Below are 15,793 nucleotides of genomic sequence, written 5' to 3'. Positions count from 1 at the left end.
AAGCATAAAAAACATAAACAATAATACGTATATTATGGGAGGTATTTTTTATGGATGGCAAAAAAAATAAAAAGACCGAACAACTCCAATCTTTCATGCGTGAAAATGAAGGAAAGGAGATGACAACAAATACAGGTATTAAAATTTCAAACGATGAAAACTCTTTAACTGCCAGTGATCGTTTCAGAACGATTAGGCATAGTGCAAGGAACGCCAAATGGACAGTGGGAAGTAAATGATACTTTCTTAACAGGCTCACCACTCCTTTATGATGGATTACTTCTTATCGGCGGAGAGATGGATGATCATTTTCTTAACAAAGCAAGTTCATTTGTCGTAGAATCATATAATCACTTTAAGCCGATTGGCTCCTTCCAAAACGGCTCTTCTATTATTCAATCTTTAAATATCGAAGGAAAGCCTGGTGTTCTAATAGAACAAGACCCTACGAGGCTAGCAAATGAATTTATTAAAGCTATGACAAAACAACGCTTTTGGGATAGAGCATATTCATAAAATAGGGGGAAATTTATGTTTGTTACTGTCGAGAAAGATGTGCATATTTTTGTGCAAGACGTTAATCCTGGTCCAGGTAGTAAGACTGTTTTCTTCGTTCACGGATGGCCTTTAAATCATCAAATGTACCAATATCAACTCAATGTTTTACCAGAGCATGGCTTTCGCTGTATCGCCATGGATATACGAGGGAATGGACAATCTGATAAGCCATGGACTGGTTACACGTATGATCGATTAGCGGATGATATCGCAATTGTTCTGGAAGCACTTCAAGTAGAGAACGCTACATTAGTCGGTTTCTCAGTTGGTGGTGCTCTTTCTATTCGCTATATGTCTCGCTATAATGGGCGCCGCATTTCTAAGCTCGCATTAATTGACGCTGTCTCCCCCTCTTTCGTTAAAAATCAAGAGTCCCCTTACGGTGTACCGAAAGAACAAGCAGATGCTCTCATTAATCAAATGTATGCTAATTTACCAAAATTTTTAAATGATGTATCTTTATCCTTTTTTAATAGAAACTTAGGGGCTGCAACCCTTGAATGGTTTTCTTATCTCGGTATGCAGTCCGCTTCTTATGCCCTTATAAAAATTTTACAAGCAGCTGCAAATGAAGATGTAACGAAAGATTTAAATAAAATTAACGTCCCAACAAAAATCTTCCACGGCGTTCACGACCAACTAATTCCTTACAAAAGTGCTGAGCTTACGCAGCAACGAATTAAAAATTCTCAGTTACATGCTCTTACAAATAGTGGTCATGGTTCACCAATCGATCAAGCGGATGAATTAAATAAAGAACTGATAAAATTTTTACATGCATAACAACTGCAATACAAGAACGAAAGTTAATACAATCGATTTTTCACAAAACATAAAATTCACATATTTCTCACAAATACACAAATAAAACGATTACATTTTCATATATACTAAATGTACAGGTAATACTCCCTAAACCCAGCTTGTCTGGTTACCCCGTTAAATACTATGAAAAAAGAACTTGTATCGTTATACAAGTTCTTTTTGTTTCTTTTATTTAAAGAGGATATCTTTACTATATTGATTTCCGACGAGTAAATCATATTGGAGCATTTTATATTGCTCTAACATTTCTTTTTGTTTCTTTGTTAAATCATTGATTACTTCTCCATTTTTATCAACTTTTAATTCATCTCTAAGCACTGGTATTTCCTTGTAAAGTTCCGATAAAAATTGATAAAATAAGGATTTATTTAATCCTGCATAATCAAAAATAAGATTAGAAAAATGAATTGGGCTTACTAAACCTAAATTATCATTTGGCATATCAAAGTTTGCATACATTAATAGCGGCGTTTGCGCCATCGCTAAACGTTCATTCGATGTTTTTTCATTCGTTATATACCCATTTTCTTTATAAAAAGATTTATTTGTTCCTAATGATGGAAGATGATCTCCAAAGAATACTAATAATGTAGGTCTATCAAAATTATCTAGTTGCTCTATTAAATATTGAAGAGCCTCATCTGAACGTCTTAATCCTTCTGTATACGTCTCTAATTCTCCCTTTGATTCTTCATTTTCTAGACCGCTAATTTCGATTAGGTTTTCACCAAATCGGCCCTCTGTAAATGGAAAATGATTTTGCATCGTAACTGCATGAATAAATGTAGGTTGTTTTTGTTTCTCTAACTCAGCAATTATCTCTTTACTCATCGCTAAATCACTAATATAATCTCCATCAATATCCACATTTTCCATCGTGTCCTCTGCATTAAACTTATCAAACCCTAACACCTTATATACATCATCACGTTTAAAGAATGTGCGACCAAATGAATGAATTGCACTTGTATAATAACCTTCTTTTTTCAACGCTGTAGGGATTGATGGAATTTCTTTCTTATTTGTAATAACCTGCTGATATGGTATAGAACCTGGCTTTAACAAACTCATTGAATAACTTGTTAATGCCTCAAATTCAACGTTCGCCGTATTCCCCCCAAATGTAGGAGAAATAGTTTGTCCACCAGGAAAGTTTTCTATATAATGATGTAAATTTGGCACAGGATCTTCACTAAAAGAAAGGTTGGTTACTTTCGTCGGATCCCAAAACGATTCACTCATTACAAAAATAATATTCGGTTTCTCTTTTTTCTTTTGGCTCCCTATATTTCCACTATATTGTTTGTTTATATCGTTTGCTATTTGAAGCATATTTTCTTTAGAATAATTTTTTGGTTTTTCCATAACTGTTGTATCTAAATTGCTAATAAACCCAAGTACAAAACCATTTGAAGCATAGTTCTCATTTTGATTCCACAAAACAAAATCTACACCTGATTTTTGAAATACTTTATTCATAAATGTATTCGCAAAATTACCATACGCATATAGAACAAAAATAGACCCTACTACTAATAAGGCTCTTATTCCTAGATGAATCTTTACATTTTGAATATACCTTCTCATATATATCCCTGCTACAATACAAGCTACGATACTTAAGATAATGACAAAAATATAACTCCAACTAAAATAGTCCATCACCATCGGTATAACAGATTGCATATGCGTAATTTGTGTAAAATCAGAAGGATATAACGGATCACCTCTGAAAATAAGCTTCAAATAATTCACAATACATAAAATGACTAACGTACAGCTCGTTAAAACCATACTTAGAAAAACCTTACCTATTAAATTATATACAAGAATATATATTGCATAAATTACTACAAAACTTAATATAAACTGCATATTATAAAAGTAAATCCAATTCATTGCCTCTATGAAACTCATATTAACTTGCATGACAATATAAAATAACGCTACTGTATGAGCTAGCAAAAATAATATAAAATGCACTCGTAGGGATGCTCTAAGTATAGGCATCTCTTTTTTATTGAAATGCGTAATATAAAACGTTATGCCCCATATGAAAATCATCATAACACTTAAAACAAGCTTTTGATTTAAATGATCTTTCATCATGTCTAAATTAAAAACCTTTAAAATCATAAACAGCATAGTTATTACTAATAAAGTCACCATACTACTTATAATGCTAGAAATTAATATATTTCTTTTTGGAAGATGAAAAAGTGTAGAACCATACTTCAATTCATTCCCTCTTTTCTATGTATTAATTTCACCTCGCATCGAAAAAACTATTTGTATTAAAATAACATATATCCTATATTTCGTCTGCAAACTTGCTTCTACTATAAATATATTTCCTTAATACTTCCTTAATCAATAGTTAAATTGTGGCATACAAATTACTCATTCTTGAAAAACTTAATTTCAGCACTCCACTTTATGATATAATAACTATTTTTTAGAAATCCTTAATGCTATTAAAGATTCGACATGAAAATACGAAAGAATTAATAGACAAGCGTTGTACGTTTTTAACAACAATTACTATAACGAAAAGAACCCGCCACAAGACAGGTTCTTTTCGTTATTTTATGATAAAAGAGAAGATGATTAGCATGTGTATTATATAAAAGGAAGCAGCCATATTTTCCATACGATACATACGAGTACTGTAACTACAAAATCAAAAAAATCTAATCTCGGGCCTTTTTTTCATATTCATATGTAGCCACATATGAAACCATTTTATTTTTGTATATTTATGGATGTTTTTCTTTACAAATCGGTAAATAAGCATTTGCATAATAAAAAATCCGGCCACAAAAATAAATAATAAGATGAGAAATCCAATCACAAAATTCCTCCTATTTTTGTAGCGTTTTTTCTACTATCCGATTTTTCAAAACCCACTCTTCAAACTGGGCACTTCCAAATTCCCAACTAAGATCGCGAGCATGTACAGAAAAAACGTAATAACCGGCATATTCATCCATAAACCTACCTAACTCTACATCGTCTTTCTGAATACCGTATACTCCAAAATTAAAATACACATCCCATACGTCTTCATTCTTCCTCTTATAAGCAATCGATTCCATATCACATTCTGTCCCGAAATAATCAAGATGTAAATGTACGCTATCATCGTATTCGTACTCCATTTTATCACCCCTTATATTTGTACTTCTTTACCTCCAAAAAAATTCCTGCTATCTACACTCACATATGGGCACTTACCTACATATCATGCTTGTAGAGTGACTTCTGGGAGGTGTTATATAGTGAAAAAATTAATCGCGATTTTTTGCATCATGTTACTAGCTGTTTTTACTTTTGCTGCTTGTAGTAGTAAAAAAGAAAGTACGAAAGAACAAACCCAAAACATTCGCGTCGGCGAAGTTACCCATTCTCTCTTCTATGCCCCATTATATGTCGGGATTGAAAAAGGATTTTTTAAAGATGAAGGACTAAATATTGACCTACAAACAACAGCTGGTGGCGATAAAACGATGACCGCCCTATTATCTGGCGGAATTGATATTGCTCTCGTCGGTTCTGAAACATCTATTTACGTTCATCAACAAGGAGCGAAAGACCCTGTCATTAACTTTGCACAGCTTACACAAACAGATGGGACATTTTTAGTTTCACGTAAAAAACTAGACTCTTTTAATTGGAATGACGTAAAAGGTGTTACATTTTTAGGACAGCGTAAAGGCGGCATGCCGCAAATGGTTGGGGAATACGTTTTAAAGAAAAATGGCATTGATCCTCGCAAAGATACGAACTTAATTCAAAATATCGAATTTGCTAATATTGCAAATGCCTTTGCATCTGGTACAGGAGAGTTTGTCCAGCTCTTTGAACCGACTGCAAGCATATTCGAAAAAGAAGGTAAAGGTTATATCGTCGCTTCATTCGGAAATGAATCTGGTACTGTTCCTTATACAACATTCATGGCAAAAGAAAGTTTCTTAAAGAAAGATAAAGCTGCTGCTGAAAAGTTCACACGTGCGCTCTATAAAGCACAGCAATGGGTTGATACACATAGTCCAGAAGAGATTGCTGATGCTGTTTCCCCGCTATTTAAAGACACTTCAAAAGACATTACAGTAAAAGTAATTGAACGGTATAAAAAGCAACATTCTTATGCGACAAATCCACTACTAGATGCGGAAGAATGGAAACAGCTCCAAACGATTATGAAAGACGCTGGTGAATTACAAAAAGAAGTCCCACATGAAGCGCTCGTCAATACAAAAATTGCCGAAAGCGTTATTAAGAAATAGAGGCGAATTGTATGAGTTTTTTACAAATACGTAACGTTTCTCACTGCTTTTTTGCAAAAGAGAATGCCAAACTTATTCTTGAAGATATGAGCTTACAAGTGGAAGAAGGCGAATTTATTTCTATACTCGGCCCAAGTGGTTGCGGTAAAACAACGCTCCTCTCAATCATTGCTGGGTTACTTGATCCAATTGATGGTATTGTCTTTTTAGATGGTGAACCAATTACAATGAAAACATCATCTATGGGATATATGTTGCAGCAAGATTACTTATTCCCGTGGAAAACGATTGAAGAAAATATTATGCTTGGACTTCATATTCGAAGGATTTATGATGAACAAATGAAAGAACATACTTTAAACCTTTTAAAGCAAGTCGGTCTACATGGGGTAGAAGGACAATATCCTCGTGAACTATCCGGCGGTATGCGTCAACGTGCCGCTCTCGTTCGAACGTTAGCAACTGATCCGAAAATTTTATTACTAGATGAACCATTCTCCGCACTCGATTATCAAACGAAATTAAAACTAGAAGAACTCGTTTTCAACTTACTAAATAAATATAAGAAAACATCACTACTTGTTACTCACGATATTGAAGAGGCGATTGCGATGAGTGATCGTATTTATTTACTTCAAGCGAATCCTGGAAAAATCGCGAAAACCTTTATCGTCCCGGAAAGTATCCGTTCTTTATCACCGTTAGAAGCACGCCATCACTACGATTTCCCAGCCCTCTTTCAAGATATATGGAAGGAGCTGGAACGACTTGGATAATATAAAACAACTACATGAACAATTTCGAAAGAAAGAACGCAGGCGTGCTTGGATTGCTCGCTCACTACAGCTTTTACTACTTATTCTTTTCTTTGCACTATGGGAAATAGCTAGCAAAAAAGAATGGATCGATCCTTTACTCTTTAGTTCTCCTTCGAGTATTTGGGATCTCTTCTTAACGAAATGGATCGACGGTTCACTTTGGGTCCACATATGGACGACATTGCTGGAAACAGGAGTAGGTTTCATTCTCGGAACGGTACTCGGTGCTATTATTGCCACGTTTCTTTGGTGGATGCCACTTCTAGCCCGCGTACTTGATCCTTACCTCGTCGTCCTAAATGCAATGCCAAAAGTTGCACTCGGTCCAATCATCATCGTTATTTTCGGTCCAAACATTTCATCTTCTATCGCAATGGGCGTAATCATTTCCATCATCATTACCATTCTCGTTATTTACAGTGCATTTCAAGAAGTCGATTCTAACTATATAAAAGTGATGGATACATTTGGCGCAAATAAATGGCAATGTTATAAGCAAGTCGTTCTCCCTGCATCCTTTCCAGCAATTATCTCAACGTTAAAAGTAAATGTTGGTTTATCCTGGGTCGGTGTTATTTTCGGAGAACTTCTCGTTTCCAAACAAGGACTTGGCTACTTAATTAGCTACGGATTCCAAGTCTTTAACTTCACACTCGTCTTACTTAGCGTACTACTCACATGTGTTCTTGCAACTCTTATGTATGTATTTGTTGAGGCATTTGAAAAAATTCTAATTGGAAAAAGAAAAAGAAGCTGACTCAAAACAGTGCGCTATAGTCAGCTTCTTTCTTTTACCTTTTATCACACATTTTCGTTTCATTTGTAATGTTTCCATCCGCAACCGTAACTGTATGGAAACAGTCTTTCACACGTACTGTAACGACATTATCTTTTCGATCTATCACATGATAATCATTAAACTTTTCATTCAAAGCACTACGAATTTGCTCCCCTTCAAAAATCGGAAAACCGTGAGACATTACCCAAATGAGACCAGCAACAGCAAGAATCGTTTTCATACGTTTCATTACCTCCTCGAGAGTAAACTTATAGTCCCTACAACACGCGCATTATAATTGTGTCTAAATTGTGACATTTTTATACTAATTCTCTTTTGTGCCTCCAGTTCCTTCTTCTTTTTGATAAAAATACAGAATTTTCAATTTTATCAACATAAAAAAACGCAAAGAATTAAAAATTCTTCACGCTTTTCTTTAACGAAACTATATCGAAAGCATACCTCACATTAGTCTCCACTTTGTTGTTCTATCGTTTTTGAAACATCATATAATCCCGACAGCACTTCCGCTCTCATTTTTACAAGCTCAGGGAACTGATAGAAGAAAGCAATTTTCTTATATTTTAACTCTGTTCCTTCTTTCACCTTTTTTGAATCTTGTAAAATGAACGCTGTAAATGTATCTGCGATATCTTCCGTTACATTTGTTGTTCCATATAGCGATACAAAATCATCATGCTTTTCTTTATAAAATTCAATTTGTGCCTCTTCACTTTCTTCTACTTTCTTTTCTGTCCACTCTTGCTCAATTGGTTTCCAAAATTCATTATAAAATTGGTTAATATACGAAGTTTTTCTCGCACATCCATTTTTCAAGAACACCGTTTTACATTTATTTCGATATGATGAAATGTCTTTTTCTTCATCAAACGCCTCTAAATATTTCCTATCCACTGGTACTTGTTTATGCCCAATCGTTAATACGTGAGCCGTTTCATGAATTAATGTTTTCATCACTTCATCTATATTCACCCCAGAATCCAGCACATCTAAACTAAGCACCCAATCTCTCGGGTCATCCATACTTGGCATGACATGGGCAACAACGCCGTCATAACCATCCGTTATTAAATCCAATCCTGTTATATTCTCACGATATTTCACTGGAATGAGAGTGCGATACATGTCCCATAACGTTTCATGATACTCTCTATCTTGCCGCTGGCTTAACAAATCATCTTTTGCTACTTCATCATCTGCAAAAACTTTATTCAATCTCTTACGATCCAATTTTTCAAAATAAGGATCTACAATTTCATCATCATCGATATAATACGAAGCTAAAAAGAAGTAATTGTTATCCTCTTCTTTTTTCTGTTCCGCCTCTTTCATATTCATACTTTCATACTCTTCTATGTCATAATCCTCTACTTTTTCAAGTTCTGAAAGTCCCTCTATCTTTTTATATACTTTTTGTAATGTTTTATCTCCTATTTGCGTGCACTCTTCTTCTGTTTTACAAATTTCTTTTTCTTTCGTAACCTCGATAGCACTATCGCATCCTGCAACTAAACCGCTTGCTATAATACAACACACTAACTTGCCATACAGTTTCTTCATACAATCCCCCATTATTCCATTCTACAAAATATCATAATCATTTTTTTACGAATATGCGATAATTAATTATAAAAACTCCAAGGAGGCTTCTCATGATTCGTGCAATCTTATTCGACTTAGATGGAACACTATTAGATCGGCGCCAATCTTTAGAACAATTTATTTGTGAGCAATATAATCGCTTCGCCTCACATTTGAAGAGCATAGAGAAATCAGAGTATTGTTCTCGATTTCTTGAACTCGATAATAATGGCTATACGTGGAAGGATAAAGTATATGCTACTCTCCTTTCCGAATACAACATTACTACTTTAACGCAAGAGCAACTGCTACACGACTATATTACAAACTTCCAACATCATTGTATTCCTTTCAAAAACACGCATGAACTACTTCAACAGTTAAAACAGCAAAACATTAAAATTGGTATTATCACAAATGGTTTTACTGAATTTCAGATGAGCAACCTTCGAGCACTACATATACATACGTATACATACGTATACAAACACCATTTTCGTTTCAGAAGCTGAAGGAATTAAAAAACCTCACCTTGAAATTTTCGAACGTGCTTTGCAAAGACTAGATGTGAAGGCAGAAGAATGTCTTTATGTTGGAGATCATCCAGAAAACGATGTGCTAGGTTCTGAACAAGTAGGGATTCTTGGTGTTTGGAAAAAAGATTCGTTTTGGGGGAATTTTAAGCATTCACGTATCGTAGATGATTTGTTGGAGGTGCTTTCGTTTTTAGAGGTGGAGATAAAAACACAATAACAGTAATTAAATTATATCAATGATTTTCACAATATATCGATTTACCGACAAAAAGTGATAATAAAGGAAGAGGAGGCAGTTATTCAAAAACGCCTCCTCTTTCTTTATTATTCATATACTGTAAACTGTGGTTTACTCGGATGATCTTTTACTAGCGCATCATCTGGAAACTTTGAAACTTTTTGATATAAGGCTATGTCGCCGATACACCCTGCTGTTAGTAGAATTCCTAAAAATGAGAGTGGCTCCAGATTCATAGCTAATCCCAATACAATTGGCAAAATTCCAGTTGGTAAAAACGGAAGCATTAACACTTTCTTCATTTGCTTTACTGTAACCGCCTGTTTAGAATGAGCATATGCAACACCTAATTTCCAATTAACGCCCCATTTTAGTTCACTCCACGGAACACCTCCGATATAGCGAAAGCCAATTAAATGTATCGCTTCATGAATACAAACGAGAACAATCATTGCGATAATAAAAAGAAACATCGTTAATAATGTAACTTCAACTTGAACCCCACCTGAAAGAAATATATGCAAATAACCAATTCCAAACGACAAAGCAATTATTATAAAAAATAAAGAAAAGTTTAATTTAACCATCGACACAGTAACAGTCGTTTCTTTTCTTTTATCCATCTTCCCCCTCCTAAAATGTAAATATATCTTTACAAAATTGTATAATATAACCAAAATAATATAAAGATATATTTACATTTATTCTTACATACAAAAAAAGAAACCGGCTACTTTACTTCGTAAAACAGCCGATTTCTTCTATATGTTTCATCGTACGCGCTAATACGTCATCGCGCATTATAAAGCTAAATTTTCTATTCGTTTTAATGTTGTCAGGAATGTCTTTTAATAAAACAGACCCTTTCGTTTCTTCGTAATGCGTATGTTCTTCTACCGCACTAATTGTTGCAAAATAAATGTTTTTAATGATTATTTTGTCTTTTCCAGATACTTTGTATTGTCCTAAGTAAGTTAAATCAGAAACTATGCCGCCGGTTTCTTCATGAACCTCTCGAACTGCCGCTTCTTCCGGTGTTTCCCCTAGTTCTACTTTACCACCTGGAAATTCAAGACCGCGACGTAAATGATGCGTTAATAACCATTGATCCCCGTACCGGCATACAACCCAAACATGCTTTGGCTCAGGAGAAAATGGATAACGTTCAAACGATAATTGTACAGTGTTGTGGTAATAATCTTTAAATTTGTACATGCCATTACTCCCCTATTGATGGTTACAAGTTTTTCCTACCACAAATTGTAGCATATTCTCGCTTTTCTGCATAATATTATCCAATTACAATCCATTGATTATTCCCATTTGCGCGACTAATTCTTTCGTCTCATGATTTCCTAAATCGTAAATCATTTTATATGCTTTTTGTAGTTGTTCATCATATCGGTCATTATTTGAATCGTGATGATACTCAACAAATGGAACGTGGGAGCGTACAAATGAACCTAAATCTTCTACATATGCTTGATCGAAGTGCTCTCTTAATTCCGTAATTTCCTCATCATTTGCGGAAATCTCAAAATTATACGTATCCGCCGTCTTCACTTGTGAAATTTGACCGTTTCCTATTGATATATAATATGTTTTTTTCGTCTCCATGTAACACCCTTCTTTCATCCTTTTAATTTCTATTGTTTTCATCAATTACAAAATTATGTAAAATAAAGAAAAGGAGGGATTTTATGTTCAAAATATTAATTATCGGTATTATCATCGTCCTAATCATCCTCGTACTCTCCATCATGACAATTAATAAAGGCTATGCTTATAAACATTCCGTCGATAAACTAGAAGACAATCCTTATACAAAAAAGAATAAGGAGAATTCCTAATATACTTCGCATCATAGTAGCACTCACTGTGATCGTTATGTCGGCAATTGGATCATATACAGGTCAAAATAATTTTTTACCTCTTTCACAATTTCTATTAGGGGCTTTAATGTTTCTCATCGCATTTGAACAAATAAAGAAAAAGGAATCAGCAACTGGACTTATTTGTATTATTGCCGGTGCTTTCATTTGGATTGTTCTCATTATTACCTACATAAAATAGAGGAGGTCTTTTATGCTAAAAGGGGGACGGATTACTTTATCACTTATTGCCTTATCTATAGCAATCTATGGATTTTTTACTGGTAATAGAGAAATAATGCCTTATATGTTCATCTTTTTAGGAGGTATGGCCCTCACCATAAGTTTAGAGGAAATATTAAAACAGCAAACAGGAGGTAGTGTGCTCGCTCTACTAGCAGGAGCCGCTGCTTTATTTATTGGTTTCACAGAAATATTCTAGTAAATGGTCTAAAGAGGGCTATACAATGCTAACTCTAACTATATTATGGATTTTTTTAGCATTTCTCATGCTTCTCTTACTCACTCTAAGCACTTATGTCCATTTTACCGATAATTTTTCACTTCTCCCATACGTACAATTTATTCTCAGTTGTTCCTTTATTCTTCTAGGAATTAATGAGTATCCCGTATTTTTTCGTTTCTAGTCTCATATTCTTCTTTTTAATATCAAACTACTTTCGCTACATGTAGAATAAAATTTCGATCAATTTAGCATTTATAATTATTTCCTCTGTTCTACCGCTATTTTATATGTTGGAGTTCATCTTATACTTTCATAAAAAAGAAGGGCATTCCCGCTCTTCTTTAACTCACCATTTTCAATCCAATAATCGTCCCCATAATCCCAACGATACAAATAATCCGAAAAGTATTTTTCGGTTCTTGAAAGAATAAAATACCGACAACCGCTGCCCCGAGCGTTCCAATTCCTGTCCAAACAGCATATGCGATGGATAGTTGAATCTCTTGAAGCGCCATCGTTAAAAATTGAAAACTAATAATAAATCCACCTATTAAAATAATATTATTCGTCCAATTATTATTTTTTGCGACTTTCTTTATCCCGATTACACCGACAATTTCAAAAAGCCCAGCTACAATTAAATAGACCCACGCCATTTTATTTCACCTCTTCCTTATCCCCACTAAATTTCAATCCGATAATAAATAGTGCTAATAAGCAAACGAGGAGAATTTTGATGAGCGAAAATGCTTCTTTGAAATATAAAATATCTACTAATATCGTTCCAACTGTTCCAATTCCAGTAAATACTGCATATGCCGTACCAATTGGAATTTTTTTAGTCGCTTCAATCAGTAAGTTAAAGCTCACTAAAATTGCGATAAGCGTCAAAATACTCATCGAATTTGTTTTTAATCCTGTCGCCCAATATATTTCAATTAAGCCGCCAAATACTAGATACATCCATGCGCTATTTATACTAATTTCCTTTTCCTTTTTCACTTCTTCTTTTATCTCTTGTCTTGTTTCTTGTTTTGCAGAAATACGTTTCTTTTTCGGAAAAAGAATGTAAGACATCGCCCAAATAAAATGGATAATAAGTACTGATGTCCAAATACTGATCATCGTATTAATCGTTTCATTTTGATAAAAGCCAATTTTTTTGTTTAAAATCCACTCTTTCATATGAAGAAAATAGGAACCGCTTGGTAACTCCTGAGCTGGTACAAGTCCTACTAAAAAAATAAATAGAAGCTGCGCAAAAACAAAAATCCCCACATGTTTATAAAAGTATTGCCGCTCTAATCGTGCGTGCTCCTTTCCATATAGCTTTTCTTTTTGCGTGGCTGTCATTTATCTTCCTCCTTTTTCAAATAATACTCCACCATTTCGTCTATATACTTCATTGTTTCCGAATCAAGTCCATATACTTTTGCAATTTCTCCCTCTTCAGGTCTAATTAATTCCCAATACTTATTTATTAATTGTTCATCTTCTTGAAATACATGCATTGAAAAAGTCACTACTTTTTCCGCCAATTGTTGCATTTCTGGTGAATCTACTGGTTCATTTATACACTGTCGAATTTCTCTTAATACTTGTAACCACTCTTTCATTCTTTCGTCATCTTCTTCAAACGTTGGTAAATCCTGAATGATTTGCTTTTCTTCCTCAGTAAAATAGCTTTTCCTAAACTTTTCTCTCTGATCAATTCCCTGTACTGATTTTATAAATAACATTAAATCTTCTGTTCTAAGCTCTCCTGTTAATTCAATGGCATGAAATGTTGTATATAGTAGCTTTTCTAAATCCTGTAATCTTTTTACTTCCGCTTGTATTGTTTGAATTTCATTTTGAATTGCACTTTTCCATCTTTCTTCTTCTGAAATCCCCTTTTTTTCTTTTAATACTTCTTTTATTTCCGACAGCTTAAAACCAAGCTTTTTAAAAGTCGTGATTTGCTGTAATGTAATCACATCATCTTTTGAATAGTAGCGATACCCTGACTCGGCAACGTACGATGGTTTTAACAATCCAATTTCCTCATAATATCTAAGTGTTCTCGTCGTTACATTCGTTTCTTTTGAAATCTCCCCAATGCTATACTTATCCATCACTTCCTCCTTTGCACTCTATTTAACCCTACTATAAACTTTGACGTATACGTTAAAGTCAATACTCTCCATACATACAATTCTACAAATAAAAAAACTGCCCTTTCACAGGCAGTTTTCCTTTTTATCCAAACACTTTCTCAAGTTCATCTTTATCTTGGCTTAACCAGAAGTTCATTAAGCGTTGTGCTCCTTCTAAATCGTGAAGCTTCGCTTGACCACATTGTGTTTCATTTGCAGCTGGAATTTCTGTAATTTGAACCGCATCTTTTAATGTTAGTTCTAATAAATCAATAATTTCTCGTACTGTCGGTGTTCCGCTTACTACAAGATAATATCCTGTTTGGCAGCCCATCGGTGAAATATCGATAATATCAAAGTGCGGATAACGATCAATATATTTACGTAAATTAAATGCTAATAAATGTTCTAACGTATGAATAACATCTGGTTTCATTGCTTGTTTATTCGGTTGGCAGAAACGAATATCGAATTTATTTACAATACCGTCACTACCTACATTGTGAACTCCGCAATGTCTTACATAAGGTGCCTTTACAATCGTATGATCTAATTCAAAGCTTTCTACTGATGGCATACAACATCTCTCCCGCTTTTAATTTAATTCCGTTATATCCAATATGATATAACGGAAATGCACATTAGTAAAGTATTATGTACAGTCGTGCTATAATACTTTAAGAATATGCTGAAAAGGAGACCGTTATGAAACAGATTTTTATTGGGATTATACGCTTTTATCAAAAATTCATTTCTCCGATGACACCACCAACATGCCGTTTTTATCCGACTTGTTCTCATTACGGATTAGAGGCGTTTCAAAAACATGGTGCATTCAAAGGCTTTTGGCTTACTTGTAAGCGTATATTAAAATGTCACCCTTTCCACCCGGGAGGATTTGATCCTGTCCCAGATAAAAAGGATGACAAAGTAAATTCTTAATTGTCGTAACCATTTACAACTAAATCTAATTTTCCTGTATCAGGATCTATAACAAGACCGTGAACAGGTACTTCTTCCGGAAGTAATGGGTGGTTGCGAAGTACTGATACGCTATGTTCTACACTTTCTTCCACACTAGAGAAACCGCGCAAGAATTGTTCTAAATCGATTCCAGAATAACGAAGCATATCTAATTTCTCTTCTGTTATACCGCGTTCTTTCATTTTCTCAATCGTACTGCTTGCTTGAATTTTTGCCATACCACAATCATGGTGACCAACTACACAAACTTCATCAGCGCCAAGTTCGTATACAGCGACTAAAATACTACGCATAATACTTCCAAATGGATGTGAAATAACAGCGCCTGCTACTTTAATAATTTTCACATCACCGTTACGCATATTCATCGCTTTCGGTAATAGTTCAACAAGTCGTGTATCCATACAAGAAATAATTACCATCTTTTTGTTTGGAAATTTCCCCGCTACAAACTCTTCATATTTTTTCTCTTCAACAAATTTCTCATTGTACTGCAAAATCTCTTCTAATGACTTCATAGTAAGGAACCCTCTTTTCTCTCATTTACACTACATAAATAGTGTACCAAAATATGAAAAACTCAAAAAGGATATCGCTTTATAGTAAAAATAAGATATTTTCAGATAATCGACATAATTCTTTCAAAATATACACACAGCTTTGTAACAAGTTTCACATACTTTAAACGTATTTTCA

Annotated in this window: 21 protein-coding genes and 3 pseudogenes; 11 read left to right on the top strand and 13 right to left on the bottom strand. The window is 34.3% G+C overall.

Annotated elements, in window-relative coordinates; translation table 11 throughout:
• Window positions 1–50 precede the first annotated feature (50 nt).
• From M1D66_RS03570 to M1D66_RS03560, 3 genes and pseudogenes are all read left to right on the top strand, one after another.
• Window positions 51–239, top strand: coding sequence for a catalase (locus M1D66_RS03570; RefSeq protein WP_086386048.1), 189 nt, complete (start codon window positions 51–53; stop codon window positions 237–239).
• Window positions 172–516, top strand: a pseudogene (locus tag M1D66_RS03565) (catalase); the annotation flags it as partial. The gene M1D66_RS03570 and the pseudogene M1D66_RS03565, both read left to right, overlap by 68 nt.
• 15 nt (window positions 517–531) lie before the next feature.
• The gene (locus M1D66_RS03560) at window positions 532–1,341 is read left to right on the top strand and encodes an alpha/beta fold hydrolase (protein WP_000498278.1); all 810 of its coding nucleotides are present in this window, start codon (window positions 532–534) and stop codon (window positions 1,339–1,341) included.
• Between the two features lie 210 nt (window positions 1,342–1,551).
• Here M1D66_RS03560 and M1D66_RS03555 read toward each other — a convergent pair whose 3' ends face one another.
• The 3 genes and pseudogenes from M1D66_RS03555 to M1D66_RS03545 form a co-directional block, all read right to left on the bottom strand.
• Complete coding sequence (locus tag M1D66_RS03555) at window positions 1,552–3,621, bottom strand: LTA synthase family protein (RefSeq protein ID WP_086386047.1); 2,070 nt, start codon at window positions 3,619–3,621, stop codon at window positions 1,552–1,554.
• Window positions 3,622–4,002: 381 nt separating this feature from the next.
• Window positions 4,003–4,234: pseudogene (locus tag M1D66_RS03550) on the bottom strand (hypothetical protein).
• 10 nt (window positions 4,235–4,244) lie between these two features.
• Window positions 4,245–4,541 (bottom strand): DUF3986 family protein, encoded by a 297-nt coding sequence (locus M1D66_RS03545; RefSeq protein ID WP_000455580.1) that lies wholly within the window; start codon window positions 4,539–4,541, stop codon window positions 4,245–4,247.
• A 120-nt stretch (window positions 4,542–4,661) separates the two neighbouring features.
• Here M1D66_RS03545 and M1D66_RS03540 point away from each other — a divergent pair, with 120 nt between their 5' ends.
• Genes M1D66_RS03540 through M1D66_RS03530 form a run of 3 tightly spaced genes read left to right on the top strand, consistent with a single transcriptional unit; the run spans window position 4,662 to window position 7,244 of the window.
• Complete coding sequence (locus M1D66_RS03540; RefSeq protein WP_000733151.1) at window positions 4,662–5,669, top strand: ABC transporter substrate-binding protein; 1,008 nt, start codon at window positions 4,662–4,664, stop codon at window positions 5,667–5,669.
• 11 nt (window positions 5,670–5,680) lie between these two features.
• A complete protein-coding gene (locus M1D66_RS03535) occupies window positions 5,681–6,445 on the top strand; it encodes an ABC transporter ATP-binding protein (RefSeq protein ID WP_000009021.1) in 765 nt (254 codons plus the stop codon).
• Window positions 6,438–7,244: an ABC transporter permease gene (locus M1D66_RS03530; RefSeq protein ID WP_000368771.1), complete on the top strand. Its 807-nt coding sequence runs from the start codon at window positions 6,438–6,440 to the stop codon at window positions 7,242–7,244. Before M1D66_RS03535 ends, M1D66_RS03530 begins: the two co-directional genes overlap by 8 nt.
• Window positions 7,245–7,278: 34 nt before the next feature.
• Here the strand turns inward: M1D66_RS03530 and M1D66_RS03525 are convergent, their stop codons facing one another.
• Together M1D66_RS03525 and M1D66_RS03520 are read right to left on the bottom strand one after the other, a co-directional pair.
• Window positions 7,279–7,506: a hypothetical protein gene (locus M1D66_RS03525; RefSeq protein ID WP_000849112.1), complete on the bottom strand. Its 228-nt coding sequence runs from the start codon at window positions 7,504–7,506 to the stop codon at window positions 7,279–7,281.
• A gap of 227 nt (window positions 7,507–7,733) precedes the next feature.
• Window positions 7,734–8,846: a hypothetical protein gene (locus M1D66_RS03520; RefSeq protein WP_000737820.1), complete on the bottom strand. Its 1,113-nt coding sequence runs from the start codon at window positions 8,844–8,846 to the stop codon at window positions 7,734–7,736.
• 92 nt (window positions 8,847–8,938) lie between these two features.
• On the opposite strand from M1D66_RS03520, the pseudogene M1D66_RS03515 reads away from it, so the two are divergent.
• Window positions 8,939–9,620: pseudogene (locus tag M1D66_RS03515) on the top strand (HAD family hydrolase).
• Window positions 9,621–9,727: 107 nt separating this feature from the next.
• On the opposite strand, the gene M1D66_RS03510 reads toward M1D66_RS03515, so the two are convergent.
• From M1D66_RS03510 to M1D66_RS03500, 3 genes are all read right to left on the bottom strand, one after another.
• On the bottom strand, window positions 9,728–10,264 hold the full coding sequence (locus M1D66_RS03510; RefSeq protein ID WP_000361287.1) for a DUF3267 domain-containing protein: 537 nt from the start codon (window positions 10,262–10,264) through the stop codon (window positions 9,728–9,730).
• Window positions 10,265–10,376: 112 nt separating this feature from the next.
• Complete coding sequence (gene mutTA / locus M1D66_RS03505; RefSeq protein ID WP_000276385.1) at window positions 10,377–10,856, bottom strand: antimutator 8-oxo-(dGTP/GTP)ase; 480 nt, start codon at window positions 10,854–10,856, stop codon at window positions 10,377–10,379.
• Window positions 10,857–10,940: 84 nt separating this feature from the next.
• Window positions 10,941–11,258: a hypothetical protein gene (locus M1D66_RS03500; RefSeq protein WP_000448409.1), complete on the bottom strand. Its 318-nt coding sequence runs from the start codon at window positions 11,256–11,258 to the stop codon at window positions 10,941–10,943.
• Between the two features lie 83 nt (window positions 11,259–11,341).
• Between M1D66_RS03500 and ytzI the strand changes: the two genes are divergently transcribed.
• From ytzI to M1D66_RS03485, 3 genes are read left to right on the top strand one after another with little or no spacing between them, the layout of a single operon-like run.
• Window positions 11,342–11,491 (top strand): YtzI protein, encoded by a 150-nt coding sequence (ytzI, locus tag M1D66_RS03495; RefSeq protein ID WP_000472791.1) that lies wholly within the window; start codon window positions 11,342–11,344, stop codon window positions 11,489–11,491.
• Window positions 11,484–11,714 carry a DUF3953 domain-containing protein gene (locus M1D66_RS03490; RefSeq protein ID WP_041184005.1) on the top strand — a complete coding sequence of 77 codons (231 nt, stop codon included), beginning with the start codon at window positions 11,484–11,486 and terminating at the stop codon, window positions 11,712–11,714. Before ytzI ends, M1D66_RS03490 begins: the two co-directional genes overlap by 8 nt.
• A 12-nt stretch (window positions 11,715–11,726) precedes the next feature.
• Window positions 11,727–11,954, top strand: a complete 228-nt coding sequence (locus M1D66_RS03485; RefSeq protein WP_000911651.1) for a DUF3953 domain-containing protein — start codon at window positions 11,727–11,729, stop codon at window positions 11,952–11,954.
• Window positions 11,955–12,319: 365 nt separating this feature from the next.
• On the opposite strand, the gene M1D66_RS03480 is transcribed toward M1D66_RS03485, so the two are convergent.
• The 4 genes from M1D66_RS03480 to luxS all read right to left on the bottom strand — a co-directional run bounded on the left by M1D66_RS03480 (window position 12,320) and on the right by luxS (window position 14,690).
• On the bottom strand, window positions 12,320–12,634 hold the full coding sequence (locus M1D66_RS03480) for a DMT family transporter (RefSeq protein WP_242554994.1): 315 nt from the start codon (window positions 12,632–12,634) through the stop codon (window positions 12,320–12,322).
• A 1-nt stretch (window position 12,635) separates the two neighbouring features.
• Window positions 12,636–13,331, bottom strand: coding sequence for a DMT family transporter (locus M1D66_RS03475; protein ID WP_144596871.1), 696 nt, complete (start codon window positions 13,329–13,331; stop codon window positions 12,636–12,638).
• Window positions 13,328–14,092 carry a MerR family transcriptional regulator gene (locus tag M1D66_RS03470; protein WP_144596873.1) on the bottom strand — a complete coding sequence of 255 codons (765 nt, stop codon included), beginning with the start codon at window positions 14,090–14,092 and terminating at the stop codon, window positions 13,328–13,330. Before M1D66_RS03470 ends, M1D66_RS03475 begins: the two co-directional genes overlap by 4 nt.
• A 124-nt stretch (window positions 14,093–14,216) precedes the next feature.
• Window positions 14,217–14,690 carry an S-ribosylhomocysteine lyase LuxS gene (gene luxS, locus M1D66_RS03465; RefSeq protein ID WP_001141371.1) on the bottom strand — a complete coding sequence of 158 codons (474 nt, stop codon included), beginning with the start codon at window positions 14,688–14,690 and terminating at the stop codon, window positions 14,217–14,219.
• A 128-nt stretch (window positions 14,691–14,818) separates the two neighbouring features.
• Between luxS and yidD the strand changes: the two genes are divergently transcribed.
• A complete protein-coding gene (gene yidD, locus M1D66_RS03460) occupies window positions 14,819–15,055 on the top strand; it encodes a membrane protein insertion efficiency factor YidD (RefSeq protein WP_000809330.1) in 237 nt (78 codons plus the stop codon).
• Here the strand turns inward: yidD and M1D66_RS03455 are convergent.
• Entirely contained in the window at window positions 15,052–15,615 is a 564-nt protein-coding gene (locus M1D66_RS03455; protein WP_000838159.1) for a beta-class carbonic anhydrase, read from the bottom strand. The genes yidD and M1D66_RS03455 overlap by 4 nt on opposite strands.
• Window positions 15,616–15,793: the final 178 nt, after the last annotated feature.

The sequence above is a fragment of the Bacillus sp. PK6-16 genome (assembly GCF_056530295.1).
This window is presented reverse-complemented; position numbering and strand designations above follow the sequence as displayed.

Coding starts and splice junctions, on each gene's coding strand:
- M1D66_RS03570 (WP_086386048.1), top strand. CDS start 51: ATGGATGGCAAAAAAAATAAAAAGACCGAACAACTCCAATCTTTCATG.
- M1D66_RS03560 (WP_000498278.1), top strand. CDS start 532: ATGTTTGTTACTGTCGAGAAAGATGTGCATATTTTTGTGCAAGACGTT.
- M1D66_RS03545 (WP_000455580.1), bottom strand. CDS start 4,541: ATGGAGTACGAATACGATGATAGCGTACATTTACATCTTGATTATTTC.
- M1D66_RS03535 (WP_000009021.1), top strand. CDS start 5,681: ATGAGTTTTTTACAAATACGTAACGTTTCTCACTGCTTTTTTGCAAAA.
- M1D66_RS03525 (WP_000849112.1), bottom strand. CDS start 7,506: ATGAAAACGATTCTTGCTGTTGCTGGTCTCATTTGGGTAATGTCTCAC.
- M1D66_RS03520 (WP_000737820.1), bottom strand. CDS start 8,846: ATGAAGAAACTGTATGGCAAGTTAGTGTGTTGTATTATAGCAAGCGGT.
- M1D66_RS03510 (WP_000361287.1), bottom strand. CDS start 10,264: ATGGATAAAAGAAAAGAAACGACTGTTACTGTGTCGATGGTTAAATTA.
- mutTA (WP_000276385.1), bottom strand. CDS start 10,856: ATGTACAAATTTAAAGATTATTACCACAACACTGTACAATTATCGTTT.
- M1D66_RS03500 (WP_000448409.1), bottom strand. CDS start 11,258: ATGGAGACGAAAAAAACATATTATATATCAATAGGAAACGGTCAAATT.
- ytzI (WP_000472791.1), top strand. CDS start 11,342: ATGTTCAAAATATTAATTATCGGTATTATCATCGTCCTAATCATCCTC.
- M1D66_RS03485 (WP_000911651.1), top strand. CDS start 11,727: ATGCTAAAAGGGGGACGGATTACTTTATCACTTATTGCCTTATCTATA.
- M1D66_RS03480 (WP_242554994.1), bottom strand. CDS start 12,634: ATGGCGTGGGTCTATTTAATTGTAGCTGGGCTTTTTGAAATTGTCGGT.
- M1D66_RS03475 (WP_144596871.1), bottom strand. CDS start 13,331: ATGACAGCCACGCAAAAAGAAAAGCTATATGGAAAGGAGCACGCACGA.
- M1D66_RS03470 (WP_144596873.1), bottom strand. CDS start 14,092: ATGGATAAGTATAGCATTGGGGAGATTTCAAAAGAAACGAATGTAACG.
- luxS (WP_001141371.1), bottom strand. CDS start 14,690: ATGCCATCAGTAGAAAGCTTTGAATTAGATCATACGATTGTAAAGGCA.
- yidD (WP_000809330.1), top strand. CDS start 14,819: ATGAAACAGATTTTTATTGGGATTATACGCTTTTATCAAAAATTCATT.
- M1D66_RS03455 (WP_000838159.1), bottom strand. CDS start 15,615: ATGAAGTCATTAGAAGAGATTTTGCAGTACAATGAGAAATTTGTTGAA.